Here is a 22,834-nt window from a genome sequence, read left to right on the forward strand (position 1 = left end):
TGACGTCTGTCCCCGCATTACCCGTTGTTCAACCCCCCGCTACCGCCTCGAAAGGGAGTCATGACCCGCGTGGTCCTGCTGGGTGCCTCGCCCGGCCCCGAAAACTCTCCGACCGGCCTGAGGCTGGCCGCGCTGCCCGGCAATCCCACCGTGGCCGAACGCCTGCGCGGCCAGCTCACTTCCCTGGATCCGCGGCTCGCCACGATCGAGTCAGGCGACGTGGCCACCGCCCTGCGCGCGCTGGCCGATGTGGCAGAGGCCGCCACGGAGAACCTCTTCATCATCCCGGAAAACTCCGTCGTACACGACGAGCTGATCTACCAGATCACCAAGGCCAAGCGCGGCGCGCTGGCGCTCGTCGCCAAAGAGCCGCGGCCGGAGGTGACAGAGGAGGAGGCACAGGACGCGCAGGAAGACGTCGTCCCGATCGACGAGGCCGAGCCCGAGATCGGCCTCAACCGCCTTGAAGGGCTGCCCGTCCGCTCGCGCGTCGGCAAGTCGCGCGTGGTCTCGGTGGGCACCGCGAGCCATGCCGTGACCAGGCCCAACGCCATCCTGCTCGGCCCGCTGCACGTGAGCGCGCGCAACGCGCCCATGCTGGCGCAGACCTGCCGCGAGCTGGCCGCGATGGCCGACACGTTCGGCGAGGACGACGACCTCTTGCAGCTGATCGTGTTCGGCCTGGTGCGCAACGGCGTGTCGGTCGGCATCAGGGGCCGGCGCGACCTGTTCTACCGCCGGGTCACGACCCAGGAAGAGCTCAACGAGGCCGGCGCCGAGATGGCCGGCATGAACGAGGACCGGGCCAGGCTCAACAACGCGGTCAAGGGCGCCGACGGCTTCTTCACCACGTACTTCGTCTCCACCTACTCCCGCTTCATCGCCCGCTGGGCGGCCCGGCGCGGGCTGACCCCCAACCAGGTGACGCTGATCTCGATCGTGCTCGGCGTGGCCGCGGCCGCCTGCTTCGCCACCGGCGACCGGCCGTGGATGGTGCTGGGCGGCGTGCTGATCTACTTCGCGTTCGTGTTCGACTGCGTGGACGGGCAGGTCGCCCGCTACGCGCGTAAGTTCGGCGTGCTGGGGGCCTGGCTGGACGCCACGTTCGACCGGTTCAAGGAGTACGTGGTCTTCGCCGGGCTGGCCGTCGGCTGGGTCGTCTCGGGCAACAGCGACGACATCTGGATCCTGGCGCTGGCCGCGATCGGCCTGCAGTCCGTGCGCCACCTGCTCGACTTCTCCTTCGGCGTCGCCAACCGCCGCAAGCCCCCGTCCCCGCTGCCCACGCTGGCGCTGGACGCCCCCGACGACCGTTCCCTGCGCCAGGCCCTCACGCGCCGCAAGGTCGAGCGCAGCCAGGGTCTGCGGGGCGTGCTCAAGATGTGGACCAAGGCCGGCAAGTTCCGCGCCGTCCACTGGGCCCGCAAGATGATCGTCTTCCCCATCGGCGAGCGGTTCGCGGCCATCGCGATCACCGCCGCCCTCTTCGACGCCCGGATCACCTTCCTCACGCTGGTGATCTGGGGCTCCGTCGCCGCCGCCTACACTCTCACCGGACGCCTCATGAGGTCGCTCGTATGATCACCCAACCGCAGGCCATGGCCACCCCCACGCCGGACCCCGACGAGGAACGCCGTCGCATCCAGACCGCCCGCCTGCTCGCCTACCGTGACGACGGCCCGCTCGCCCACGCCCTCGCCGGCAAGCTCGGCCGGGGCCTGCCGCCCGTGCCCGCCACGCTCGTGGCCGTGCTGGCCGTGCTCGCCTTCCTGGTCACCGGCCTGCTCGACCAGGGCGGCCCGATCCTGCTGCTGCCCGTCGTCACCACATTTCTGCTCGTGCTGCCGACCACGCCGCGCGACCACCTGGGCCGCTTCGACTGGCTCACCCCGCCGCTGCTGCGCGGCGCCGAGTTCCTCACCGTGATCTCGATCGGCCTGGCCGCCGGCGCGCCCAAGTGGCTGCTGTTCGTGCTGGTCTACGTCGTGGGCTACCACACGTACGACACCGTCTACCGGACCCGGCAGAGCATCTGGCCGCCCGCCTGGGTGTTCCACGCGGGGCTCGGCTGGGAGCTGCGCCTGCTGGTCATCGGCCTGGGCGCCGCGCTCGGCATCCTGCCGCCCGTGCTGGCGGTGCTGACGGCATACCTCTTCGTGCTGTTCGCGGTGGAGAGCGTGACGAGCTGGGTCCGCCTCGACAAGGCCTCCGCCCAGGCCGGCGCCGACGCCGAGCAGGACCTCGAGGCCTCCCCGGAGGACCAGCTCGAGCAGGCCACCGGCGAGGCGGACAAGGGGTAGGCGGACCAAGGCCACCCGCCCGTTGCCTATTCACCGAGTGGGCCCGCTGACACCCGCCCCGAGCACAAAGGGCTTCCCGAAGAAGCGCTTCGCGCTCGGGGCTCAGGCATTCTCATTGAGGCGCCTCACGGCGCGACCCCCGCGCCTGCGGCGCCATCGCAGGCCCGCCCCTTGACCGAGTAGGTGGTGGGCTCCTGCGGGAGAAGACGTCGAACCCAGACCGGTTCCCGCTGCTCGAAAGCTTCTGGAGGAAGGCCTTCGAGGCCTCCGGCGCGAGCGCGGCGGATCCCCTGTAGGAGAGCGCTCCCGCAGCGGCTCGCCGTAGCCACTACGGAACGTTGACAGCAGGTTAAGGCTGTGTTGACATCGGCTCAGAGAGCGCTCTCTCTGAGCCGATACCCCACCCCCCAGGGAGCAACGATGACAACAGCCACCCGGCACCGGCGCCGTTTGGCGGCGGTGGCCGTGGCGCTCGCGGCGCTCAGCGGCCTGCTCGTCGACGTGGCCATCAGCGCCTCGGCCGCCGTCCCGCCCACCCCGTCGGGCTGGTCGCTGGTCTGGTCGGACGACTTCGACGGCACCGCCAACACGCTGCCCTCGTCGGCCAACTGGATCGTCGACACGGGACACTCCTACCCCGGCGGCCCGGCCAACTGGGGCACCGGAGAGATCCAGAACTACACCTCCAGCACCTCCAACCTCAGCCTCGACGGCACGGGCAACCTCCGCATCACGCCGCAGCGCAGCGGCTCGGGCGAGTGGACCTCGGCCCGCATCGAGTCCAGGCGGGCCGACTTCAAGCCCGCCGACGGCCGGATCCTGCGCATCGAGGGCCGCATCCAGATGCCGAACGTGACCGGCGACGCCGCGCTGGGCTACTGGCCGGCGTTCTGGGCGCTCGGAGCGCCGTACCGGGGGAACTACTGGAACTGGCCGGGGATCGGCGAGTTCGACATCATGGAGAACGTCAACGGCATCAACGCCGTCTGGGGCGTGCTCCACTGCGGCGTCAACCCGGGCGGCCCGTGCCAGGAGACCACCGGCCTGGGCGCCAACCGCGCCTGCCCCGGCTCGACGTGCCAGGCGGCGTTCCACACGTACCGCTTCGAGTGGGACCGCGGCGTGAGCCCCAACCAGCTGCGGTGGTACGTGGACGGCCAGCAGTTCCACAGCGTCAGCCAGTCTCAGTTCGACGCGACGACCTGGTCCGACATGACGGGGCACGCGGGCTACTTCCTGCTGCTCAACGTGGCGATGGGCGGGGCGTTCCCCGACGCGCTCGGCGGCCCGACGCCCACGGCGGCGACCGTGCCGGGGCGGCCGATGCTGGTCGACTACGTGGCCGTGTGGCAGAGCGGGAGCGGCACCCCTCCGACCAACCCGCCCGGGGGCGTGGACGCCCGTTCGACGATCCAGGCCGAGCAGTACCAGGCGCAGTCGGGCACCATAGTCGAGACCACCACGGACACCGGCGGCGGTCAGAACGTCGGGGCGATCGCCAACGGCGACTGGCTCCGGTTCGACGGCGTGAACTTCGGGACGGAGGCCGCCCGCCAGTTCAAGGCCAGGGTGGCGTCCGGGGCCGCGGGCGGGGTGAGCGGGCTGGTGCAGGTCCGGCTGGACAGCCCCACCGCCGCTCCCATCGGGGACTTCGCGCTCGCCAACACGGGCGGGTGGCAGAGCTGGCGTACGGTGCCCGCCAACATCTCGGCCGTGACCGGGACGCACACCGTGTACCTGACCTTCAGCAGCGGTCAGCCGGCCGACTTCGTCAACGTCAACTGGTTCACGTTCTCGACCAGCTGAGGCTCTCAGAGGGTCCCGAAGAGGCGCGGGAAGACCTTGGAGACCTTGGACAGCAGGTACTCGCCGTAGGTGCCGGTGAAGTCCACCTGGCCGTCCCAGCGGCGGCCGGGGGCGTACGGCAGCGGCGGTACCTCGCTGTCCCAGCCGGGGTCGAAGAAGAACGGGAAGCTCAGGCGCTCGTTGCCGCTCAGGTTGCGCACCCGGTGCGGGGTCGAGCGGTACTGGCCGCCGGTGAGCTTGTCGAGCATGTCGCCGATGTTGCAGACGAACGTGTTCTCCAGGGGCGGGGCGTCCGTCCAGCCGCGCGGGGTGCGTACCTGGAGGCCGCCGTTCGCGTCCTGGAGGAGGAGGGTCAGCAGGCCGTAGTCGGTGTGCTCGCCGACACCCCAGGTGTCGGGGTCGTCCGGCGGGGCGGGCGGATAATGAAATATCCGGAAAAGCACGGTCGGCTGGGCGGTGTAGCCGGTGCGGAAGTAGTCCTCGTCCAGGCCGAGGCTCAAGGCGATGCCTGACATGACGGCCTGGGCGAGCGCGGTCATCGTGCCGAGATAGTCGAGCACGGCGTCGCGGAGCTCGGGCACCTGGGCGGGGAACAGGTTCGGGCCGTGCAGCGGCAGCGGGCCCGGCGGCTCCTCCGCGCCGAAGTAGACGCCCTCCTTCAGGTCGGGCCGCCCCGAGGTCAGCTCGTCGCCGACCGGGAAGAAGCCGCGCCAGGCCCGGCCTCCCCGTTCCATGGCGATCTCGGCCTTCACCTCTTCGGGCAGGGCGAAGAAGCGCCTGCTCGCGACGTCGAGCCGGTGCGGGAGGTCCGGCGGCACGCCGTGGCCGGAGACGTAGAAGAAGCCGCTGTCGCGGCACGCGTCCCCGATCGCCTCCGCCACGGCACGCCTGGCGGCGCGGGAGGGGTCGGTGAGGTCGGCGGGGTCGGCGAGCAGGGGCGAGACGTCGATCACCGGCAATTCGCTCACATCATCATTTTGACATTCACCCGCTCCCCGGTGCCCGGTCCGACACCCCCGGGCAGGGCCCGCCCCGGCACGAGGATCAGGTCGACTCCCTGACCACGAGCCGGGTCGGCAGCACCACGGAGGTGGTGTGGCGGCCCTCCAGCCGGGACAGCAGCAGCCGCGCGACGGCCAGCGCCTGCTCCGCCAGCGGGACCCGCACGGTGGTCAGCCCCGGCGTGGTGGCCGAGGCGGCGTCGATGTCGTCGAAGCCCACGATCGCCAGGTCCTCGGGCACGCGCCGGCCCAGCTCCCGCGCGGCCTGCAGCGCCCCGATGGCCAGCTGGTCGGTGGCCGCGAACACGGCGTCCAGCGCCGGCTCGTCCCCGAGGAGCTGCCGGGCCGCCGCCGCGCCCGAGGCGCGGGTGAGGTCGGCGAGGGCCAGCAGCGGCTGCTTGCCCGCCCGCTGCAGCGCCGCCCGGTGCCCGGCCAGGCGGTCCTGGACGGCGACCAGGTCCATGGGCCCGCAGATCATGCCGATCCGGCGGCGCCCCCGCGCGAGGAGGTGCTCGGTGGCGGCGGCCGCGCCGCCGGCGTTGTCCACGTCCACGTACGGCACCAGCGAGGTGACGGCCGGCTTGCCGAGGAGCACGATCGGCACGTCGGTACGCGAGAGCCGCTCGGCCAGCGTGTCGCCCCGGTCGGACGGCAGCAGCACGACGCCGTCCACCAGCCGGGCCTCCGCCTGCTGGACGATGCGCCGGTGGCTCTCGGCCGTGTCGGCCAGCATGAGCGTGATCTGCTTGCCCGCGCCCTCCAGCATGCTGGTGACGTACTGCACGACGGCGGCGGTCAGCGCGTCCCCCTGCCTGGGGACGGACAGGACGAGGGCGATCGCGTTGGTCCGCCGGGTGACCAGGCTGCGGGCGGCGGCGTTGGGCACGTAGCCGAGCTCCTTGACGGCCCGCATCACCGCGGTCCGGACCTCGGGGCTCACCGACGCCTCGCCGTTGACCACGCGTGAGACGGTGGCGCGGGAGACGCCGGCGCGGGCGGCGACGGTTTCGAGCGTGGGCCGCTTGGGCGGGGTCTCGGTGAGGCCGTTGCGCCGGATGACGTCGGCGTACCACCGGGCGCTGTCCTTCAGGCGTCGTTTCTGGGTGGCGAAATCGACGTGCACGAGGCCGAACTTCCGCTGGTAGCCCTCGGCCCATTCGAAGCTGTCGAGCAGGGTCCAGACGAGATATCCGCGAACGCGGGCACCGTCCGCGACGGCCGACGTCAGGGCCCGCAGATGCTCCTCGATGAAACTGATGCGCTCGACGTCGTGAATGCCGTCGCCGGTCACCACGTCGACGAAGTCGGCGCCGTTCTCGGTGACCATCAGGTCGAGCTCCGGATATTCCGCGGAAAGGCGCCGCAGCACCAGCGAAAGGCCGTTGGGCACGATCGGCCAGCCCATCGCGGTGACCGCCGTCGGAACCGTGCAGAACAGCACGCCCTCGCTCCCTGGAAAGGCCGGGTCGGCGGGTTCGCTGGGCTGGGCCTGCACCACGGAAGGCGAGTAGTAATTGACGCCGAGCAGGTCGAGGGGCTGGGCGATGATGTCGAGGTCGCCGTCGCGGACGTGGTCGAGGCCGGCGTGGCGCTCGATGATGGGCAGGAGCTCGGCGGGGTACGAGCCGCGCAGCATCGGCTCCAGGAACTGCCGGTTGGCCAGGGTGTCGATCCTGGCCACGGCCTCGGCGTCCTCCTCCGACAACGGCCTGCCGAAGTCGCTGACCTGGGCGGGCGTCAGGACGGGCGAGAGGTTGAGCACCGTTCCCACCCGGGCCGCCCCGGCGGCGCGCAGGGCCTGCGTGGCCAGCCCGTGCGCGAGCATCATGTGGTGGGCGCTCCGGAACGCCTCGGCGGCCGATTTGCGGCCCGGCGCGTGAATCCCGGCGCCGTATCCCAGGAAAGCCGCCACCCAGGGCTCGTTCAGCGTGAACCAGGTGTCGACGCGGTCCCCGATCCGGCCGTGAACGGCGGCGGCGTAGTCGGCGAAACGGTGGGCGATGTCACGGGACGGCCAGCCGCCGAGGTCCTCAAGCGCCTGCGGCAGATCCCAGTGATAAAGGGTCGCATAAGGCATGATGCCGGCCGCGAGGAGCTCGTCGAGTAACCGGTCGTAAAAGTCGAGCCCGGCCTCGTTCACCTTGCCGGAACCATCGGGGAACACCCGGGGCCAGCTCACCGAGAACCGGTACGCGGCCATTCCCAGGTCTTTCATCAACCGCACGTCTTCGGGATGGCGATGGTAATGGTCGCAGGCCTCGGCGCGGTCGGCGGAAAAGACGTCCCAAATGGACGGCCCGCGGCCGCCGGCGGACGTTGCCCCCTCGATTTGAAAGGCCGAAGTCGACACTCCCCACACGAAATCCTCGGGGAAGCTTGTGGTGCTCATTCTGGCGGATACCCTCCGATGGCTGTCTGCCCGCTCAGTCTCCCGCGTGCCGCTCGTCGCGCGCCAGCCTGGCCAGGCGGTATACAGAGCGCGTGGAACTGGACCGGCTCGATCGTGACATCATCGCGGCGCTCGTCGAGGACGCCCGCACGACCTACGCGGACATCGGGCACCTCGTGGGGCTGAGCGCGTCGGCGGTCAAGCGCCGGGTGGACCGGTTGCGCGAGGCGGGGGCGATCACCGGGTTCAGCGCGAGGGTGGCGCCGCAGGCGCTCGGCTGGACGACCGAGGCGTACGTGGAGCTGTTCTGCCAGGGCAAGACGAAGCCGTCGGACATCGCGCTGGCCGTGGCCAAGTTCCCCGAGGTGGTGGGGGCGGCCACGATCACGGGTGAGGCGGACGCGCTGCTGCACATCAGGGCCACGGACGTGCGCCACGTGGAGCGGGTGATCGAGCGCCTCGCGGCGGAGTCGTTCGTGGTGCGGACCAAGAGCTCCATCGTGCTCTCGCGGCTCGTGGACGCGCCTCCGGGCACCGCCGTTCCGGAGCCGCGCAACGGATCGCATTCGGAACTCTGAAAGACGCAACAGACCCGCGCAAACACGCAATGCCGGACGCTTGGCCTGCATAAACATGCATTCCTAGGCTGTCTCCGTCCCCTTCGAACGGGACATCCATCCACAAACCTCGACGGAGACCTGCATGCCCAAACACTTCCTGATGTGCCGTCCGGACTACTTCACGGTCGAGTACGCGATCAACCCGTGGATGCATCCCGAGGCCGGCGCGGACCGCGACCTGGCGGTCCGGCAGTGGGAGGGCCTGAAGGCGGCGTACGAGGAGCTCGGACACCAGGTCAGCCTGATCGACCCGATCGAGGGGCTGCCCGACATGGTCTTCGCCGCCAACGGCGCGCTGGTCGTGGACGGCCGCGTCTACGGCGCCCGGTTCGCCCACGCCGAGCGCGGCCCCGAGGGCCCCGCCTACCTGCGGTGGTTCACCGAGCGCGGCTACCCGGCGCACGAGCCGCGGCACGTCAACGAGGGCGAGGGCGACTTCCTCACGCTCGACGACGTCATCCTGGCCGGGACGGGCTTCCGCACGGACGTGCTGGCGCACCAGGAGGCACAGGAGTTCCTGGGCCGCCCGGTGATCTCCCTGACGCTGGTGGACCCGCGCTTCTACCACCTGGACACGGCGCTGTTCCCGCTCGACGGGCGCAACGTCGCGTACTACCCGGAGGCGTTCTCCGAGGGCAGCAGGCAGGTGCTGCGCAAGCTGTTCCCCGACGCGGTGCTCGCGGGCGCCGGGGACGCCGAGGTCCTCGGTTTGAACGCCGTCAGCGACGGCAGGAACGTCGTCATCAACGCCGAGGCGTCCGACCTCCAGTTGGAGCTGAAGCGGCGCGGCTACGAGGTCATCCCCGTCGACCTGTCGGAGCTGCGTAAGGCAGGCGGGGGTCCCAAGTGCTGCACACTGGAGATCAGGGGGGAGAACTGACCATGACCACCAGCGCAGAGCTCATCGAGATGAGCGAGCGCCGCAGCGCGCACAACTACCATCCGCTTCCCGTCGTGATCCACGAGGCGCACGGCGCCTGGGTCACCGACGTGGAGGGCAAGCGATATCTGGACTGCCTGTCCGGCTATTCCTCGCTCAACTTCGGCCACGGCCACCCGAAGATCATCGAGGCGGCCCGTAACCAGCTCGACAACCTGACCCTGACCAGCCGCGCGTTCTACCACGACCAGTTCGCGCAGTTCTGCGCCGGGCTCGGCGACCTCACGGGCAAGGACCTGATCCTGCCCATGAACACCGGCGCCGAGGCCGTCGAGACCGCCATCAAGGTGGCGCGCAAGTGGGGCTACGAGGTCAAGGGCGTCGAGCCCGGCCAGGCGAACATCATCGTCATGGAAGGCAACTTCCACGGCCGCACCACCACGATCGTGAGCTTCTCCACCGATCCGGAGGCACACGACAACTTCGGGCCCTACACGCCGGGCTTCCGGCTCGTGCCGTACGGCTCCACCGAGGCGATCAGGCGGGCCGTCGACCCCAACACGGTCGCGGTGCTGGTCGAGCCGATCCAGGGCGAGGCCGGGGTGCTGGTCCCGCCGGACGGGTACCTGAGCGAGATCCGGGAGCTCTGCACCGCGCAGGGGATCCTGATGATCGCCGACGAGGTGCAGTCGGGGCTGGGGCGCACCGGGCAGACGTTCGCGTGCGACTACGAAGGGGTCGTGCCCGACGTCTACGTCCTGGGCAAGGCGCTCGGCGGCGGCGTCGTACCGGTCTCGGCCATCGCGGCGAACCGGGACGTGCTGGGGATCATCCAGCCCGGCCAGCACGGGTCCACGTTCGGCGGCAACCCGCTGGCGTGCGCGGTGGGCATCGCGGTCATCGAGCTGCTGAACACCGGCGAGTTCCAGGCCAGGGCCGCCAAGCTCGGCGAGGTGCTGCACGCCCGGCTGCGCGAGCTGATCGGCAAGGGGGTCGTGGAGGTGCGCGGGCGCGGGTTGTGGGCCGGCGTGGACATCGACCCGGAGCTCGCCACCGGGCGCGAGGTGTCGAAGGCGCTGCTGGCGCGGAGCGTGCTCGCCAAGGACACCCACGGCTCCACGATCCGCCTCGCCCCGCCCATCGTGGTCTCCGAGGAGGACCTGGTGTGGGCCGTCAACCAACTCGCCGACGCCCTCTACGAGCTGGACACCGCCCTTTAGGACTGACCCGCCGTTCGTGGCCGGGCTTTCCAGGGCCTTTACGGCAAAGCACGGGAGGGCCCGGCCACCGCACGTGGCCGGGCCCTGTCCAGGGAGACGCTTCTCCGGTTCACGGGGCCGGGCGCCGCAACGGCGCCCGGTTGCCTGTCCGGGTGGTCACTTGCCGGCCGGGGACGCCTTCGCGGTCGCCGGCGCCGGCTGGTACGGCCCCTCGGTGACCGTCGGCGGCGCGGAGGCCGTCGGCGGCGCGACCGGCCCGTTCGACGGCTTCGTGCTGATCGCCGGCTCCGGCGGTGCGGTCGTGCCGTCCGTCGCCTCCAGCGAGACCGTCATGGTCGGCACCGGCTCCGTGACGGTCTCGTCGCTCGGCGACTCCGACGGCGCCACCGAACTCGTCTCGCCCGGGGCGGGCTCAGCGCTGGACGGGGCGCAGGCCGCCTGCCCCTCGTCCTTGGGCGTGGCCTGCGGCAGCGCGTCCACCACCGAGACCTTGAGCTGGGCGGTCAGCGCCAGCACGCTGCCCTTGGGCGCCTGGGCGATCTTGTCGTCCACGACCGTCTGCCGCTCCCCCATGAACAGGCGCGTGGCCGGGTCGAAGATGCCCTGCGTGAGGACCCCCTGCGGGTCGACCCGCCCGAGGGCGACCCCCTTGCGGCCCGCCGAATCCTCCACCCCTTCGGCCACCTGCACGCCGGGGATCGACTTGGCCGCCTCGAAGAGCGCGCCGCGCTGCGCCTTCGGCAGGTACGTCTCCCTGACCAGGTCCATCAGGTGGTCGAAGGCGGCCCGGTCGTTCTCGGCGCCCTTGGCGTCGCCCGCCGAGGCGGGCATCTTGTACAGGCGCGCCCGCATCCCGGCGACGTCCGTCGGCAGCGTGCTCAGGTAGGCGTAGTCGGTGCGGTAGTCATCCGTCCGGGGAGCGCAGGACGGCAGCGTGTGCCAGTCGGAGCCCTGCCAGTTCTTGGCGTCCTCCGGGAGCTGCCGGCCCGGCCAGGGCAGGGGCTCGCGGCCCTCGATCAGCAGCAGGCCGTTCGCGCTCCCGTCCACCGACTGCCAGATCTTCCTGTGGGTCCGGTAGAGGTGGCGGGTCGGCTCGCTGTTCTGGCCGGCCGTCATCGACCCGTACATGGTGTCGGACTCGACCAGGATGAACTGGCCGGGACGGGGGGTCAGCTCGTCGGACGACGACACGGAAACGGTCTCGGTCACCGACGTGGCGGGGCCGTCCCCTCCCGCGCCCCGGTTCGTCAGCGCCACGGCCACGCCGCCGACCAGGACGACCGTGACCCCGAACGCGGCCGCGGCCTGCCAGCCGAATCCGGGCAGGCGAAAGCGGCCCCCGCCACGCGCCTCCGCCCGCAGCCGTTCCCGCGCCCTGGCCCTCGCCTCGGCCCCGTACGGCGGCACGGCGGGCCGGCCGTCGGCGAACGTGCGGATCTCGTCCTCATCCATGCTGGGGCTCCTCTGCTGCGAAGGGATCGGTGCCGCCGAGAGCCCTGCGCACCTTGACGCGGAGCCTGTGGAGCCTGGACCTGACGGTGCCGACCGGCACGCCGAGCGCGAGCGCCGCGTCCTCGTACGTCAGGTCCGCCCATGCCACGAGCAGCAGCAGGTCGCGCTCGGCCGCGCTGAGCCGGGTGAGCGCCCTGGCCAGCCTGGGCTGGAGCTGCTCGGCGGTCACCCGGTCCGCGCTGCGGTCGTCGAACGTGCCGGGGCGCTCCACGTTCACCTTGGCCATGGCCGCGGTGCGCCGCCGCTCGGCCCTGCGGTGCTGGGCGACGACCTTGGTCGCGATGCCGTATAACCAGGGCCTGGCGTCCGGCCACGCGCGGTCGTAACGCGCCCGCCCGCGGAACGCGACGAGGAACACCTCCCCCGTCACGTCGTCGGCCAACTCCGTCCCGAGGCGCCGGGCCGCGTACCTGTGGATCTCGTCGGCGTGCCGGTCGAACACCGCCGCGAAACTCTCCGGGTCGCCCAGCGAATGCCCGATCAGCGTCGAGTCATCCAGCGTCTCAGGCACATCCTGAACACCCACCACTCTGCCGGTCCTCTCTCATGCGGTCACCCTGTTGTTGGCCGCATGCCGGAGGGCGGTTCCACTTTTCTTGTGGTTACGGGAGGCGCCACACCTCCATCCCGTCCGGCGCCGGGTCCGGGGTGAAGCCCGCGGCCTCCAGCTCCGACACCAGCCGCTCCCGGGTGGGCCAGTGGTTCGTGAGGACCACCTCGTCCTCGCTGATCACCACGCCGTGCTGCCTGATCCGGTAGACGAAGCGCGAGACGACCCTCTCCCCCTCGGCCTCCAGCACCTGCCCGGCGACCTCGTACGCGTGCCTGCCGACCTGGTACGACCCCAGGACCTCGAGATCGCCCGGCACCGGCTCGGCCCGCTCGCGCCAGTTGAACACCAGCCGCCCGCCCCGCTCCAGCTGCCTGGCCAGCACCCGCCACAGCGCGGCCCGCTCCTCCGCGTCGAAGCTCTGCAGGACGGAGATCATCACGATGGCCTCGACCGGTTCGTCCACCTCCACGTCGAGCGCCCCGTACGGCAGCACGGTCACCCGCCGCAGCGTCGAGGGGTCGGAGGCCAGGCGGTTGACCAGCACCGAGCGCATGCCCAGCGACGGCTCCAGGGCGTAGATCTCGGCGGGCGTCTCCCTGGCGATCAGCTCGGTGATCAGGCCGGTGCCCGCGCCGATCTCGAGCACGCTCCGCCGCACCTCTGTCAGCAGCGGGGGAAGGAGTCCGCGCACCGTCGGGACATGCCCGTCCTCGTGCCAGAGATCGTAGAACGGCACGGCGGCGGCGTAATCATCCTTGTGCATGCGCCTCAGCGTAGGCGGACGGAGTCGATCGGCCGGACCGCATCGCCGACCGACTCGAACCACGTGACCTCGTCGGGCAGGGTCAGCGTGGCCACCGCGTTCTGGAACCAGGGCCCCTTCGTGACCCGCCATCTGAACGGCGGCCGCGGGATGCCCGCCAGCCGCGCCAGCAGGCTGCCGACCAGCGTCGCGATCTGGAACTGGGTGAACACGTTGGCCCAGCGGAGCATGCGGCTGAGCGGGTTGCGGATCGGCGAGCAGACGATCTGGAAGATCTGCCCGGCCCCGGCCTTGGCCAGGTAGGAGTAGTGGACGTCGCCCGAGAGGATCAGCACGGGCTTGCCGACCTTCACCAGCAGCCTGGCCAGGTCCTCGAACGAACGCCGGAACGCCGCCCAGTGCTCCAGGTCGATGCGCTGCCGGAACTTCTCCGACCACCGCCGCGCGAGCCCGCCCCACTTGCCGTCGCACAGGGCCTCGTTCCAGTTCTGCACCCCGTGCACGCCCTCGGGCAGGAGGAACGGGATCGACGAGCCGATGATCAGCCGCTCGGCCGGGGCGGCGACCTGCTCTTCGAGCCAGGCCCACTCCCCCGGGTCGAGCATGCGGCGCTCGCCGGGCGTGAGCTGCCTGGCGCACCTGGTGTCCACCATGATCAGGCGGGCGTTGCCGAGGTCGCGGGCGTAGCTCCAGCGGTTGCTGCTCGGCTCGGCGTCGGCCTTCTCCGCGAACGCGTCGAGGGCCGCGCCGCCGTCGCCGTCCATCAGCGTGCGCAGCAGCGGGTCCTCCGCGCGCTCGGCCGGCGAGAGGTTGCCCAGGTGCTGATAGATCCAGTACGCCCCCAGCCCCGCGACGACGCGGCGCTGCCACCACGGCACCGTGACCATCTGCTCGCGCCAGGGCTGCGAGGTGTTCCAGTCGTCGCGCAGGTCGTGGTCGTCGAAGATCATCGCGCTCGGCACGGTGGACAGCAGCCAGCGGATCTCCTCGTCGGTCCAGGCCAGGCGGTAGAGCTCGGCGTACTCGTCGAAGTCGGCGATCTCACCCTGCGGCTCCGTGTTCCGGCGGGACCGGATGTGTTCGAGCATCGCGGGCGAGGGGTTGTCGGCGTAGACCTGGTCGCCCAGGAGCACCAGCAGGTCGGGCCACTCCTCGTCCTCCGCCGTGGGGAGGTGCTCGCCGTAGGCGCGCAGGACGTCGTCGCCGTGGGTCAGGACGTACGCGGCGTCGTGCGGAACGCTGGTGCGGCACGAGCCGAACGCCAGCTTGCGCAGCCCGTCGGCGGGCAGCAGCCGGATCCGGCTCGGCGGGCGACCCGCCAGCGGCCATACCTGGTCCCCGTCGAGCCTCACCGAATACGACCCGATATCCTGGGAGAGCTCAACGAGATCCACGATCGCGTAGTGGTGACCGTGCACGGTGAAGGTAGGCGACCGGTAAGACCTGCCGTCCGCCTCGATGGTGACCGTGCAGGGCTCGGCGGTCTCCACCCAGATCGAGGCGCTGACCGAGTCCACATATCGCAGCATCGGCCCCATCACGAGTGCGGGCATCTCACTCCCCGAGATATTTACGATTCGTCACTCTGACGGGACGCAAGCCTGCCAGAGTGGCACGGTCCATAGCACCTTGACTAACGGCACGGATTTCCTCGATCGCTAGGCAAGGTGAAACCCTCCGCCTTAGGATGATCGCGACAACAACGCCCAAAGCGGGAGGCAATGGCGCTTCCCTCGTAAAAAGGGCGTCATAGCAGGAGGATTCTCTTCCATGAGCATCATGGTGCCGTCAAAGACGCCGGCCCTGATCACCCCGGGCCGTCAGGCCCTCGACTCCGCACTCCACCAACTCGACCAGGCCGCCGAGCAGCTCGGACTCGACGACGGGCTCCGCACGATGCTGGCCACGCCCCGGCGGTCGCTGACCGTCTCGGTCCCGGTCCGGCGCGAGAACGGCCGCATGGACGTCGTGCAGGGCTTCCGCGTCCAGCACAACGTCTCGCGGGGACCCGCCAAGGGCGGGCTCCGGTTTCATCCGGACACCGACATCCACGAGGTCACCGCGCTCGCGATGTGGATGACGTGGAAGTGCGCGCTGGTCGGCATCCCGTACGGCGGCGCCAAGGGCGGCGTGGCCGTGGATCCGTTCACGCTCACCGAGCGCGAGCGGGAGCGCATGACCCGCCGCTACGTCAACGAGGTCATGCCGCTGATCGGCCCGGAGCAGGACATCCCGGCTCCGGACGTCGGCACCGACGCGCAGACCATGGCCTGGATCATGGACACCTACAGCGTCCACACCGGCTTCCCGGTGCCCGGCGTCGTCACCGGAAAGCCGAAGACGCTGGGCGGCTCGCACGGACGCATGTCCGCCACCTCGCGGGGCGTGCAGATCGCGGCGCTGGCCGCGCTCGGCCGCTCGCCCGTCGGCCGCACCGTGGCCGTGCAGGGCTTCGGCAAGGTGGGCGCGCCGGCCGCGCAGTTCCTGGCCGACGCGGGCTGCAAGGTGGTGGCCGTCTCCGACGCCACCGGCGCCGTCTACGCGCGCGGCGGCCTCGACCTCCCCGCCCTGGTCGCGTACGCGGCCGAGGCCGGGGGCGTGCGCGGCTTCCGCGAGGCCGACGAGCTGACCCATGACGAGCTGCTGGAGCTGGACGTGGACATCCTCGTCCCGGCGGCGCTCGAAGGCGCGATCACCGAGGCCAACGCGCCCAGGATCCGCGCCCGGCTGATCGTGGAGGGCGCGAACGGCCCTGTCACGCCCGAGGCCGACGAGATCCTGACGGCGAACGGCACCACGGTGGTGCCCGACATCCTCGCCAACGCGGGCGGGGTGATCGTGTCCTACCTCGAGTGGGTGCAGAACCTGCAGGCGTACTCGTGGAGCGCCGACGAGGTCGAGCGCAAGCTGCACGAGCTCATGCTGGAAGCCTTCGCCGAGGTGAAGTCGGTGGCGGCCGAACGCGACCTGACGCTCAGGCGGGCGGCGCACGTCATCGGCGTGGGCCGCGTCGTCGAGGCCCACCAGCTCCGCGGCCTCTACCCGTAACCACCGGGAAACCCGAGGTGGGCGCGCCACCATCCACCGCGCGCCCACCCTCAGGCCGAGGGCCCCTGGGCAAAGGCGGGCCGTGGGTCAGACGCGGAGTTCGGCGTGGTCGAGGGCCTCCATGAGGCTCTCCAGGTCGCGCATGAGCCGCTCCGTGCGCTCCCACCCGAACGCCCCCGCGATCAGCCCATGATGCTCGGCGACCGCCCCGTCCACCCGCGCGAGCAGCTCCGCCCCCCGGTCCGAGACGAACACCGCCACCCGCCGCCGGTCCCCCTTGGACGGCCCGCGGTAGACCAGCGCCCGGTCGATCAGCCGGTCGACCGCCTTGGTCAGCGTCGGGTGCGGCATCAGCACCGCCTCCGCCAGCTCGCCCATCGACTCGCCCCGCCCGTCGGCCAGCGCCCGCATGATGCGCCACTGCTCGACCGTGACGTCCTCGCCGGCCAGCGCCGCGGCCAGCCCGCGGTTGACGCTGCGCTCCGCACGGCTCAGCAGGTACGCGAGTGAGGACCCGAGCCCAGAGGTGGTCATGGAGAGAGGTCCTTTCGTCGGAGAGCTAGAACGGAGGATACTCGTCGGCGTGTCGGCGACCGTCGATCCGCTGGAAGCGCGGCTCATACCGTCGGAGTCGATCAGGATCGGCCTGGTCGTGCCCGTGTCGGGGGTGCTCGGCCTGATGGGCCCGTGCGCGATCAACTGCGCGGTGCTGGCCGCCGAGGAGGTCAACGCCGGGGGCGGCGTGCTGGGCAGGCCGGTCGAGCTGGTGCTCATCGACGGCGGCAGGCCCGCGGGCGAGGTGGCGGCCGAGGTGGCCCGGCTGGTCGGCTCGGAGACGGTGCAGGCCGTGGCGGGCGCCCACGCGAGCGACGTTCGGGTGGAGGTGGTGGCCGCGATCGGCGGGCGGGTCCCGTTCGTGTACGCGCCCCCGTACGAGGGCGGCGGCCACGCCCCGGGCGTCTACTTCCTCGGCGAGACCCCGGGCAGGCAGCTCGCGCCGGGCATCGAGTGGCTGACCGGCACGCGCCGGGCCCGCCGCTGGTACCTGCTGGGCAACGACTACATCTGGCCGCGCCTGGTGCACGCCAGCGCCCGCAGGCGGCTGCGCGCCCGGGGCGCCAGCGTGGTGGGCGAGAGCTTCGTCGCGTACGGCGAGGCCGTCGGCCGGCTCGACCAGGTGGCGGCCGCGCGCCCCGACGCCATCCTGCTGACGCTGATCGGCAGCGACCTCATGGCGTTCAACCGGGCCTACGCGGCCGGCGGGCTCGGCGCGGCCCGGCTGTGCGGGGCGCTGGAGGAGCACGGCCTGCTGGGCGTCGGCGGCGACGTCACCGGCGAGCTGTATGCGTCCATGGGCTACTTCCGCGACCTGCCCACCGAGGCCGGCCTCGGGTTCGCCGAGCGGTACGCGGCCAGGTTCGGCGCGGACGCCCCCATGCTGAACGCCCACGGCCACGGCTGCTACGAGGCCGTGGCGATGCTGGCCGCGCTCGCGGCGCGGGCGGGGTCGCTGGCCGTGCCCGCGCTCGACGCGGTCGCCGACGGCACCCGGATCACCAGCGCCCGGGGCACGCTCACGCTGATCGACCGCCAGGTACGCCATCCCGTGCACCTGGGCAGGGCCGACGGCCTGGGATTCTTTCTAGAGAAACCTTTTCAGTAGAAAGCTTTGGCTCTAGGGTGCGAATCGCCCCCCACGCAGCTAGGAGCCGTACATGAGCACAGTCGAGCAGTTCGGCTACCGCCAGGAACTCCAGCGTTCCCTGGGCTTCGCCGACCTGATGATCTATGGCTTGATCTTCATGGTGCCGATCGCGCCGTTCGGCATCTTCGGCCACGTCTTCGCCGTCTCCCACGGGATGGTGGCGCTCGCGTACGTCGTCGGCCTGGTGGCGATGGCGTTCACGGCGCTGTCGTATGCGCAGATGGCCCGCGCCTTCCCCATGGCCGGCTCGGTCTACACGTACGCGGGCCGGGGCGTCGCCGCGCCCGTCGGGTTCATCGCCGGATGGGCGATCCTGCTCGACTACGTGCTCGTGCCCTCGCTGCTCTATCTCGTGGCCGGCGCGGCCATGAACCAGTTCGTGCCCGGCGTGCCCGTCTGGCTGTGGCTGGTGGCCTTCGTCGTCCTCAACACGGTCGTGAACTACCTCGGCATCCAGATGACCGCCAGGATCACCCGGATCATGCTGGTGGCCGAGCTCGCGGTCCTGGCGATCTTCCTGGTGGCCGGTGGCGTCGCGCTGGCCCAGGGCAAGGCGCAGACCGGCGCGTTCACCCCGATCTTCGAGTCGGCCGGATTCAGCTGGAGCGTGGTCCTGGCCGCCACGTCGGTGGCCGTGCTGTCGTTCCTCGGCTTCGACGGCATCTCCACGCTGGCCGAGGAGAACCGCGAGGACGCCCGCCGGCTCGGCCGTTCCATGGTGGCCGCGCTGGCGCTGGCCGCGGTGCTGTTCGTGGCGCAGACCTGGGTCGCCGCGCTGCTCACCCCCGGCCGCGACGCGCTGATCGCGAACGACGACGCGGCGGGCACCGCGTTCTACACCACCGCGGAGTTCGCCGGCGGGCACTGGCTGTCGGTGCTGACCGCCGTGGCCACCGCCGTCGCGTGGGGGTTCGCCAACTCGCTGGTCGCGCAGGCGGCCACCTCGCGCCTGCTGTTCGCGATGGGCCGCGACCGCCAGCTCCCCTCGTTCCTCGCCAAGGTGGACCCCAAGCGCAAGGTGCCGGTCAACGCGACCCTGGTGGTGGCCGCGCTCTCGCTGGTCCTCGGCGTCTACATGAGCACCCGGACGACCGGCATCGGGGAGCTGACCTCGCTGGTCAACTTCGGTGCCATGACCGCGTTCCTGCTGCTGCACGTCTCCGTCGTCGTCCACTACGTCATCAGGCGGCGCAGCCGCAACTGGCTCGCGCACCTGGTCGCGCCCGTGATCGGCGTCGTCGTCCTGATGGCCGTCGTCCTCAACCAGAGCGTCTATGCCCAATGGGTCGGCGGCATCTGGCTGGCCGCCGGCCTGGTCGTCCTCGGCGTCGCCTACGCCCGCGGCCGCCGGCCCGTACTCCCCTCGGAGGTCAAGTGAACGTCGTCTCCTACCGTCCCGCCCCGGAGGACCTGAGCTACACCTTCGGAGGGCGCCCGGCCGTCGGCAAGGTACGGCCGGGCACGATCCTGGAGCTCTACACCGAGGACTGCTTCGGCGGCCGCGTCCGGACCGTGGACGACCTGCCGTCGCGGGTGTGTGAGTTCCCCTACCTGAACCCGGTGACGGGCCCCTTCCACGTGGAGGGCGCCGAGCCCGGCGACACGCTGGCCCTGCACTTCGTCAGGATCACACCGGCCAGGGACTGGGCGGTGTCCACGACGTTCCCCCACTTCGGCGCGCTGACCAGCACCCACACCACGGCCACGCTGCAGCCGCCGCTGGAGGAGCGGGTCTGGCGGTACGACATCGACCTCGGCGAGGGCGTGGCCGTCTACCACGCCCGCAACAGCGACTTCAGCGTGGCGCTGCCGCTCGACCCGATGCACGGCACGGTCGGCGTGGCCCCCGCCGCCGGCGAGGCGCGCATGACGATCACCCCGGACGCGCACGGCGGCAACATGGACACCCCGGAGCTGCGCGCGGGCGTCACCGTCTACCTGGGGGTCAACGTCGAGGGCGGGATGTTCTCGATCGGCGACGGCCACGGGTTGCAGGGGCACGGTGAGGTCTGCGGCACCGCCGTGGAGTCGGCCATGAACACCGTGGTCGCGGTCGAGCTGGTCAAGGGCGTGGCGACGCCGTGGCCGCGGCTGGAGGACGATCTGCACCTGATGTCCACGGGTTCGGCCAGGCCGCTGGAGGACGCGTACCGGATCAGCCAGCATGATCTGGTCACCTGGACGTCGGAGCTGACCGGGCTGGACACGCTGGACGCCTACCAGCTCGTCAGCCAGGCCGGGCAGGCGCCGGTCGGGAACGTGTGCGACACCAACTACACGATGGTCGCGAAGGTGCCCAAGGCGTACCTGGGCGGGCCGGCCGCGTACGAGTCGGCGCACGCCCGGCTGCGCGCGCTGGGCTCTCGGTACACAAGTTGAGGTAAAGATTGATGTCGCAGGTCAGAGCACTGATCATCGTCACCTTAAGGTGGGTGTGTGCTCAGGTTGGTGCTGTCTCTGGTCCTGCTCGACCCAACCGCCGTCGCCGAGGTGTCGCAACGCAACGTCCCCGTTCCCCGGATCCTGACGCCCGACGGTGATCGCCTGGGCTACGCGCCCGTCCCGCGCCCCTACACGGGGGCGCGGCGGCTCACCGGGGTCCTGCTCGGGCGCGACCCCGTGACGCGGACGAACGTGCTGTGCGGGGGCACGGTCATCGGCTCGCGCAGCCGCAGCCTGGTGCTGACCGCGGCGCACTGCCTGCACCAGCACGGCCGGGCGCTCCAGCAGGTGACCTTCCTGCCCGACTACGACCTGGGGCAGCCGCGGCTGGGGGTCTGGCCGGCCGTGCGCATGTGGGTGCCCGCCAGGTGGCGCAGCGAGCCGTACTCGGCGGATCTGCTGCCGTACGACGTCGGTCTGATCGGCGTGGCGCCCCACGAGCGCCCGCTGGAGGCCGTGACCGGCCGGGGCCTGCGGCCGATGCGCACCACCAGGGGCACGAAGCTGCGCGGGCTCGAACTGCTCGGCTACCCGGCGGGCAAGGGCTATCCGGGCACGAAGATGTACCGGTGCGTGGGCGACGCGGCCGAAGCCGCCGCCGAGGGGCCCGGGCTGATGATCACGCGTAACTGCCACGCCGCCGCCGGCGGGAGCGGCGGGCCCGCGCTGTACGGCGACGCGCTGGCCGGCGTCGTGTCGTCGTCCAGCCCGATGACCGACGCGCAGGGCTACACCGTGCTGACCAGGCTGGGCGGGCCCGTGTTCGAGCGGATGTTCGCCAAGGCCGACAGGGAGATGCTCAGGCGATCCGGCTGACGATCTCCTCGCAGATCGCGTGGGTGGCCAGAGCGTCGTCGGCGGCGATCCGGCGGCCGTCGCGCACGGCGGCGAGGAAGTCGAGGCAGATCTGCTCGATGCCGCGCTGCCTGGCCACCGGCACCCAGTCGGGGCGGCGGGCGAGCGTCTCACCGCCCCGGTAGTCGACGACGTCGCCGAGGTTGGCCACGCGGCGCTTGGCGCCGTCGCCCATGGCCTCGCACGTCTCCTCACTGGCCCCGCTCGCCCGGTTCATGACGCCGATGGCGGTGAAGCCGTCGCCCGTCAGCTCCAGGACGACGTGCTCCAGAAGGCCGTCCTTGACGCGGGTCCGGCTCCTGGTGCCGGTCACCGGGCCCGGGGCGAGGAACCTGAGGGTGTCCACCACGTGGATGAAGTCGTCGAAGATCACCCGGCGCGGGTCGCCGGGGTGGTTCTCGCGGTTCTTCTCCATGAGGACGAGATGGCGGGGGTGGGCGGCGAGCCCGGCGTATCCGGGGGCGTAGCGGCGGTTGAAGCCGACCATCAGGGACCTCCCCTCGGTCTCCGCGAGCCGTACGATCCGCTCCGACTCCTGGAGCGTGTAGGCGATGGGCTTGTCGACGTAGACGTGGATCCCGGCTTTGAGCAGGGGCTCCACGATCTGCGGGTGTGCTTCGGTGGCCGCGTGCACGAACGCCGCGTCGGCCCCCTCCTTGATCACCTCATCCACGCCCGTGGACCGCCCGGCGATCCGGTAGGTGTCGCCGAGCCGGTCCAGGCGAGCCTGGTTGCGCGTGCAGAGGTGCAGGTCGAGGGCAGGCTGGGCGGCGAGGACGGGAAGGTAGGCCTTCTCCGCGATGTCGCCCAGGCCGATCACGGCTATCTTCACGCGTCGAGCGTAGCCTTGAGCGCCGCCTCGATCGGGGTCGGCGCGACACCGAAAGTGGTCTGGAAGGCCGAGGAATCGAGCACGAACGGCTCCGTGAACTGGTATCTGACGTGGCCGAGCTCCCCGATCATGGGAGAGAACAGGCCGGCCGCCTTGACCAGCGGCCACGGGAGCTGCGCGAACTTGGGCGCGGGCCGCCCGAGCAGCGCGGCCATCCGCTCCCCCATCTGGCGGAAGCTCAGCGGGTCGCCGGTGGGCACGTGCCACGGCCGGCCCCAGGCCCGCTCGTCGCCGCCGGCCACGATCAGCGCCTCCGCGACGTCGGGCAGGTAGGTCCAGCTGTGCGGCACGTCCGGGGGGTAGACCAGCTGGATGGCCTTGCCGGCCCTGAGCGGCACGAGGAACCGGTCGCCCAGGTAGGACTGGTCGGTGGCGCCGGGGCCGAAGTAGTCGGAGCCGCGCACCTCGGTCGTCCTGATCCGGCCCGCCTCGTGCGCGGCCAGCGCGTCCTGCCACATCTTCGCCCGCACCTGGAACTTGGGGTCGGTGGAGGCGAGCGGCAGGTCCTCGGTCATGGGACCGGTGACGGGCCCGTACGGGTAGAGGTTGCCGAGCATCACGTACACGGCGCCGCTCGCCTCGGCGGCGGCCAGGAACGACTCGGCCATCGGCGGCCAGTCGGCGAGCCAGCGGTGGTATCGGGGATTGACGCAGTTGTAGAGGACGTCGGCGCCCTTGGCGACCTCGATCAGCCGGGCCTGGTCCGAGACGTCGGCGGCCACCCTGACCGCCCCTTCGGGGCCGCTGCCCGAGCGGGTCACGACGGTGACCTCGTGGCCCTGCGCGAGGAGCTTGTTCGCCACATGCGTGCCGACCTGGCCGGAACCTACGACGACGTGCTTGCCCAT

20 protein-coding genes are annotated in these 22,834 nt (G+C 71.3%); 11 read left to right on the plus strand and 9 right to left on the minus strand.

Annotated features, from left to right (window positions below):
* Positions 1–60: 60 nt before the first annotated feature.
* The 3 genes from ACIBQ1_RS06295 (at position 61) to ACIBQ1_RS06305 (ending at position 4,106) form a co-directional block, all read left to right on the plus strand.
* The gene (locus tag ACIBQ1_RS06295; protein WP_397274926.1) at positions 61–1,581 is read left to right on the plus strand and encodes a CDP-alcohol phosphatidyltransferase family protein; all 1,521 of its coding nucleotides are present in this window, start codon (positions 61–63) and stop codon (positions 1,579–1,581) included.
* Positions 1,578–2,300: a DUF5941 domain-containing protein gene (locus tag ACIBQ1_RS06300; RefSeq protein WP_397274927.1), complete on the plus strand. Its 723-nt coding sequence runs from the start codon at positions 1,578–1,580 to the stop codon at positions 2,298–2,300. The genes ACIBQ1_RS06295 and ACIBQ1_RS06300 overlap by 4 nt, the downstream gene beginning before the upstream one ends.
* A gap of 420 nt (positions 2,301–2,720) precedes the next feature.
* Complete coding sequence (locus ACIBQ1_RS06305; RefSeq protein WP_397274928.1) at positions 2,721–4,106, plus strand: glycoside hydrolase family 16 protein; 1,386 nt, start codon at positions 2,721–2,723, stop codon at positions 4,104–4,106.
* Positions 4,107–4,111: 5 nt separating this feature from the next.
* Here ACIBQ1_RS06305 and ACIBQ1_RS06310 read toward each other — a convergent pair whose 3' ends face one another.
* Positions 4,112–5,074 carry an isopenicillin N synthase family dioxygenase gene (locus tag ACIBQ1_RS06310; protein ID WP_397274929.1) on the minus strand — a complete coding sequence of 321 codons (963 nt, stop codon included), beginning with the start codon at positions 5,072–5,074 and terminating at the stop codon, positions 4,112–4,114.
* A 76-nt stretch (positions 5,075–5,150) separates the two neighbouring features.
* Positions 5,151–7,496 (minus strand): GH1 family beta-glucosidase, encoded by a 2,346-nt coding sequence (locus tag ACIBQ1_RS06315; protein ID WP_397274930.1) that lies wholly within the window; start codon positions 7,494–7,496, stop codon positions 5,151–5,153.
* A 92-nt stretch (positions 7,497–7,588) separates the two neighbouring features.
* Here ACIBQ1_RS06315 and ACIBQ1_RS06320 point away from each other — a divergent pair, with 92 nt between their 5' ends.
* From ACIBQ1_RS06320 to rocD, 3 genes are all read left to right on the plus strand, one after another.
* Positions 7,589–8,074 carry an Lrp/AsnC family transcriptional regulator gene (locus ACIBQ1_RS06320; RefSeq protein WP_397274931.1) on the plus strand — a complete coding sequence of 162 codons (486 nt, stop codon included), beginning with the start codon at positions 7,589–7,591 and terminating at the stop codon, positions 8,072–8,074.
* A gap of 124 nt (positions 8,075–8,198) precedes the next feature.
* The gene (gene ddaH / locus ACIBQ1_RS06325) at positions 8,199–8,996 is read left to right on the plus strand and encodes a dimethylargininase (RefSeq protein ID WP_397274932.1); all 798 of its coding nucleotides are present in this window, start codon (positions 8,199–8,201) and stop codon (positions 8,994–8,996) included.
* Between the two features lie 2 nt (positions 8,997–8,998).
* Complete coding sequence (gene rocD / locus ACIBQ1_RS06330) at positions 8,999–10,216, plus strand: ornithine--oxo-acid transaminase (RefSeq protein ID WP_397274933.1); 1,218 nt, start codon at positions 8,999–9,001, stop codon at positions 10,214–10,216.
* Positions 10,217–10,372: 156 nt separating this feature from the next.
* On the opposite strand, the gene ACIBQ1_RS06335 is transcribed toward rocD, so the two are convergent.
* The 4 genes from ACIBQ1_RS06335 to ACIBQ1_RS06350 all read right to left on the minus strand — a co-directional run bounded on the left by ACIBQ1_RS06335 (position 10,373) and on the right by ACIBQ1_RS06350 (position 14,597).
* Entirely contained in the window at positions 10,373–11,668 is a 1,296-nt protein-coding gene (locus ACIBQ1_RS06335) for a CU044_5270 family protein (protein WP_397274934.1), read from the minus strand.
* Entirely contained in the window at positions 11,661–12,239 is a 579-nt protein-coding gene (locus tag ACIBQ1_RS06340) for an RNA polymerase sigma factor (RefSeq protein WP_397274935.1), read from the minus strand. The genes ACIBQ1_RS06335 and ACIBQ1_RS06340 overlap by 8 nt, the downstream gene beginning before the upstream one ends.
* A 91-nt stretch (positions 12,240–12,330) precedes the next feature.
* Complete coding sequence (locus ACIBQ1_RS06345) at positions 12,331–13,044, minus strand: class I SAM-dependent methyltransferase (protein ID WP_397274936.1); 714 nt, start codon at positions 13,042–13,044, stop codon at positions 12,331–12,333.
* Between the two features lie 5 nt (positions 13,045–13,049).
* A complete protein-coding gene (locus tag ACIBQ1_RS06350) occupies positions 13,050–14,597 on the minus strand; it encodes an alkaline phosphatase D family protein (RefSeq protein ID WP_397274937.1) in 1,548 nt (515 codons plus the stop codon).
* Between the two features lie 217 nt (positions 14,598–14,814).
* On the opposite strand from ACIBQ1_RS06350, the gene ACIBQ1_RS06355 reads away from it, so the two are divergent.
* Positions 14,815–16,092, plus strand: coding sequence for a Glu/Leu/Phe/Val dehydrogenase (locus tag ACIBQ1_RS06355; RefSeq protein WP_397274938.1), 1,278 nt, complete (start codon positions 14,815–14,817; stop codon positions 16,090–16,092).
* 87 nt (positions 16,093–16,179) lie between these two features.
* On the opposite strand, the gene ACIBQ1_RS06360 is transcribed toward ACIBQ1_RS06355, so the two are convergent.
* Positions 16,180–16,626: a MarR family winged helix-turn-helix transcriptional regulator gene (locus ACIBQ1_RS06360; RefSeq protein ID WP_397274939.1), complete on the minus strand. Its 447-nt coding sequence runs from the start codon at positions 16,624–16,626 to the stop codon at positions 16,180–16,182.
* Positions 16,627–16,675: 49 nt separating this feature from the next.
* Here ACIBQ1_RS06360 and ACIBQ1_RS06365 point away from each other — a divergent pair, with 49 nt between their 5' ends.
* The 4 genes from ACIBQ1_RS06365 to ACIBQ1_RS06380 are packed head-to-tail and all read left to right on the plus strand — an operon-like array spanning position 16,676 to position 21,055.
* Positions 16,676–17,755 carry a substrate-binding domain-containing protein gene (locus tag ACIBQ1_RS06365; RefSeq protein WP_397274940.1) on the plus strand — a complete coding sequence of 360 codons (1,080 nt, stop codon included), beginning with the start codon at positions 16,676–16,678 and terminating at the stop codon, positions 17,753–17,755.
* Between the two features lie 52 nt (positions 17,756–17,807).
* Positions 17,808–19,175 (plus strand): APC family permease, encoded by a 1,368-nt coding sequence (locus tag ACIBQ1_RS06370; RefSeq protein ID WP_397274941.1) that lies wholly within the window; start codon positions 17,808–17,810, stop codon positions 19,173–19,175.
* Complete coding sequence (locus ACIBQ1_RS06375) at positions 19,172–20,176, plus strand: acetamidase/formamidase family protein (protein ID WP_397274942.1); 1,005 nt, start codon at positions 19,172–19,174, stop codon at positions 20,174–20,176. The genes ACIBQ1_RS06370 and ACIBQ1_RS06375 overlap by 4 nt, the downstream gene beginning before the upstream one ends.
* A 57-nt stretch (positions 20,177–20,233) precedes the next feature.
* Positions 20,234–21,055 carry a trypsin-like serine peptidase gene (locus ACIBQ1_RS06380; RefSeq protein ID WP_397274943.1) on the plus strand — a complete coding sequence of 274 codons (822 nt, stop codon included), beginning with the start codon at positions 20,234–20,236 and terminating at the stop codon, positions 21,053–21,055.
* On the opposite strand, the gene ACIBQ1_RS06385 is transcribed toward ACIBQ1_RS06380, so the two are convergent.
* Both ACIBQ1_RS06385 and ACIBQ1_RS06390 read right to left on the minus strand, forming a co-directional pair.
* On the minus strand, positions 21,039–21,926 hold the full coding sequence (locus ACIBQ1_RS06385; protein WP_397274944.1) for a Gfo/Idh/MocA family protein: 888 nt from the start codon (positions 21,924–21,926) through the stop codon (positions 21,039–21,041). The genes ACIBQ1_RS06380 and ACIBQ1_RS06385 overlap by 17 nt on opposite strands.
* Positions 21,923–22,834 carry an NAD-dependent epimerase/dehydratase family protein gene (locus tag ACIBQ1_RS06390; RefSeq protein WP_397274945.1) on the minus strand — a complete coding sequence of 304 codons (912 nt, stop codon included), beginning with the start codon at positions 22,832–22,834 and terminating at the stop codon, positions 21,923–21,925. Before ACIBQ1_RS06390 ends, ACIBQ1_RS06385 begins: the two co-directional genes overlap by 4 nt.

Source organism: Nonomuraea sp. NPDC050153 (assembly GCF_044460125.1).
GTDB lineage: Bacteria > Actinomycetota > Actinomycetes > Streptosporangiales > Streptosporangiaceae > Nonomuraea.